This is a genomic window from Mesorhizobium sp. Cs1299R1N1 (assembly GCF_037179655.1).
GTDB lineage: Bacteria > Pseudomonadota > Alphaproteobacteria > Rhizobiales > Rhizobiaceae > Mesorhizobium > Mesorhizobium salmacidum.
On sequence record NZ_JAPYKR010000062.1, the window covers coordinates 1 to 3,427 of the forward strand.

At 53.7% G+C, this 3,427-nt stretch carries 2 protein-coding genes and 1 pseudogene; 1 reads left to right on the plus strand and 2 read right to left on the minus strand.

Annotated elements, in window-relative coordinates:
• On the plus strand, positions 1-450 hold a 450-nt coding region (locus tag O7A70_RS33540; protein ID WP_337144166.1), incomplete at its 5' end, for a hypothetical protein.
• 340 nt (positions 451-790) lie between these two features.
• Here the strand turns inward: O7A70_RS33540 and O7A70_RS33545 are convergent.
• Together O7A70_RS33545 and O7A70_RS33550 are read right to left on the minus strand one after the other, a co-directional pair.
• Positions 791-1,666, minus strand: coding sequence for a RolB family protein (locus tag O7A70_RS33545; protein ID WP_337144167.1), 876 nt, complete (start codon positions 1,664-1,666; stop codon positions 791-793).
• A 1,366-nt stretch (positions 1,667-3,032) separates the two neighbouring features.
• Positions 3,033-3,350 (minus strand): annotated as a pseudogene (locus O7A70_RS33550) (ABC transporter substrate-binding protein); the annotation flags it as partial.
• Positions 3,351-3,427 lie beyond the last annotated feature (77 nt).

The window sequence follows — 3,427 nt, forward strand, 5'->3', positions numbered from 1 at the left end:
GTTGGCAGGATATCGCATCCGACAGAGCGGAACGGCAAAGCCGAGGTGGTCTGGCTGGTTGGCAGGATATCGCATCCGACAGAGCGGAACGGCAAAGCCGAGGTGGTCTGGCTGGTTGGCAGGATATCGCATCCGACAGAGCGGAACGGCAAAGCCGAGGTGGTCTGGCTGGTTGGCAGGATATATATTGATGTAAACTTTTCCCATGGGCCTGCTGAGGTCCGCCTCATGTTCATGGTGCTTCCTCTGCTGCTTGGCCTATGGGAAAAGTTTACATCAATATATATCCAACCGTTCAGTGGAGTTTCATCAGTAATCTGGGCATATTTGGCGCCTGTTTTCGAGGAGCGCCTGCCAAACGACAGTATCCTGAAGACATCACTGAACAGCAAAATCGTATTAAGTGACTCATTAGAACGCACAATAACTCAAAATAATAACTCTAGGTGAAATCAGAACATTGAGACATCTACAGTAAACTGAAAACACCAAATCGAGCATTTTATTCATTGTCTTGGATCTGAACAGTGCAAAAAGCACTGTGAATACAAAGACTGACAACTATGGAAAACGGAAGCATCGAAAAGATAATTGAAAGACAGCGCACAAACAAAGTACTAGAACAGGTTCGCTGGATGACAAAACGCCGATTGCGCAAAAACAAGAAATAACAAAACAGATGGATAACAAAAACGATAACTCAAATACGAAAACAAGCAAACGAGACGGACGCAAACATGGCGATGACGGCCATGACCAACACCGCGTGTTGGGTGCGAGGGTGACACCACTACTCCCAACCAGTTGCTGTCGGCCAGTCAGTGTCAGAAGTGCTAGGCATAGAGGGCCAACTCATCTCTCCATGGGCCACGATGTCGAAGTGCCCTCTTGTTATGCTGCGGGTCCATACACCGTCTCCTTCTGCAGTGAAGCGGTCAGTGGGAAAGATAGCGAGGAAAGACTGCAGGTCCTCACGCTCCACTGTACTGCACCATCGCTGGTGGTACTTACTACCTACAGATTTAGCAGTGATCCACGGAGTGTATGGAGAGAGTTCGAACGCCAGCACCACCCCAGGAAAATATTTAGTTGGGACTGCTTCTAAGTTCCTGTTTTCAACACAGGCTTGTACAAGCTCTGTGGGCAAATAGGCATACAAGAGGGCGGGATCTGCAGGGATGCGATTAAGCTCGATCGGTTCCCTATAGCCAAACATTGGAGTTGCGGTCATACAGGGCACCGTTTCGAGTGCCCCAAAATCTGTTGGAGGAAGTCCCGCAGCTTGTTCATGAATCCGCGCCTCAGCCAGCCACTCGTCCTGAGCCTTCATGACCCGCTTGAGGTAAGCACTATATTTTTTGACTGCCCCCTTAAGGCCTTCGCAGAGCTCGTCTTTGGGCAACCCCGTCAGGCAGATGCTGTCAAAGCTGGGACGCGTGTAGGTTGGATAGTTGTCTGCCATGGTGAAGGTATGATGGAAGATAAGAGCTTGGTTTATATAGAATGAAGAGAGTTGATTGTGTGGTGGATGCACTGAGGAAATGAGACTTATATAGAGAGGGGTGCTCTTCCTGATTGGATACAGAGAAGGGCTCTTCCTTATTGGGCCGAATGTTATAATATTGAAAAGGCCCGGTTGTTGCCATTTCGGTGCAATAAAATGCATCCGTTACCTGTCCATTCGGTTGCATAGAGTCGCAGCTTCCTTCCGTGCAGTCCAAAGGGCACTACTTTAACGTGTTACAAAGGGCGGCCGGATTGCAAAGTCAACAACCTGTCACATCAAACGTTGGTTGGCCGAATTGCAAATGAGCGGACGTCCACATCTGTCCAGAGCAACGTAAGCGAGCGGCGCATGCGAAAACCTCACGCGAAAGGATGCCCCTTCGGGCCGATCGGGAGGTGGCCCACCAATAATGCTAATGAGCGATTGTTAGTCCGTGTCAGCTGAACACGTGTTCTTTCTGCCGGCCGCCCGCTTGTCGTTTTGTCGCGTGTTTGGAAGCATGTTATTGGTTTATATGGCAGGATATATATTTATGTCTTGTTTGTGCGTGTGTGTGGATGTGGCTGTATGTGTTTGTGTATGTGTCCATTCGTGCGGATTGGTACGTTAACATGGCCAGGTCGGCAACTTTGGTGTTGGCCTGGCCTTTGCAGGGGAATCTGCCGCAACATAAATTTGGCCGCAACATAGCATCTGTAGCCGAAACCGTCCGGATGCGACCCATGATACTCCTCCCGGAACGCTTGCTCGCGTCCGCTCCATGTTCACGGTTCGCCCTGGCGACGCGATTTCGTGGTGGCGGCTGGCGTGGTCTCGCGCGTTATCGTACCAGGGCAGGTCGTGCTCCTCGGCTTTTCACAGCCCTGGTGGGCACTCCCGCTTTGGCCAGTCCTCACGCAACGCAGGACGCTCAAGACGATCGCACCCCGCATCGCACTGGTCTAAACCAGCAGGCAGACACGGCCGGGCGCTCACCGCCCGCCAGGTGGTCGAACTTGGCCAGCACTGGACGACGTGAAGATGAGCAATTTCGCCGGCCGTCACTGGAACACCTGGTGCAGAGCGGGCGCGGCTCCACATCGCTCGCGCGATGGCGCAGCAACCGGATCCACTTTCCCGGACGAGCCCACGAACCATCTCGCCATCCACACCAGCTCACGCTGCGCGCCCCGTAAAGGGCAGGGGCTTGAAGGTCGCCGCCCTGGACGAGCTCAACAGCGCGGCGGCGTTCTGCGATCGGATTGCGGTGATGAACGGCTTATGTATCGGTCCTTCTGGCCTTGCCCTGCTCGACTGCAAAGGCGGCCGAGGACAACAAAAGCGAGAATGCGAGTACGGCGTTTCGAACCCATGTGGTTTGGGCTCCGTGGTGGTGGAAAGGAAGGGAGGCGAGGGCTTTGTAAACCGGACAGTGCAGATGCCGTCATCGTGCTGTTCGACACAGGCCTCAACCTTGAAGACTTCCCTCCGCAGGTCGGCCGGTCTGGGGCCTGGTCGCCATCAAGCGTCCGCAGTTCATCACCGCAATCCGATCACGGGCAATCTGCCACTGGAATTGGGTGGTCACAAAATCGAGCTTCTCGGTAACGACGCTTTCGAAGCTCGGATCGTTTTCGGCTAGGCGCCTCACCTTCGTGTTCACGTCCTCGTAACCCTTGAGTCCCCAACCGATCCAGAGCGCGGTGCCCACAGCCTGGTCGGCAAGCCCTAGCGAGAAGAGGATCTCGGTGCTGCTCTGACCGACCGAAACACTGCGCACTGGAGCATGTGGAATGGTGATCTCGCGCCCGCAATTGGGTAGTGTGCTGAGAGTTCTGCAAATTCGCTGAGAGAGGGCGGTCATGGCAGGCTGGTGATGTTCAACGTCACCTGATTCCCGCGAAGGAACGCCACCATGACCAAGATTGAGAGTAAGACCGC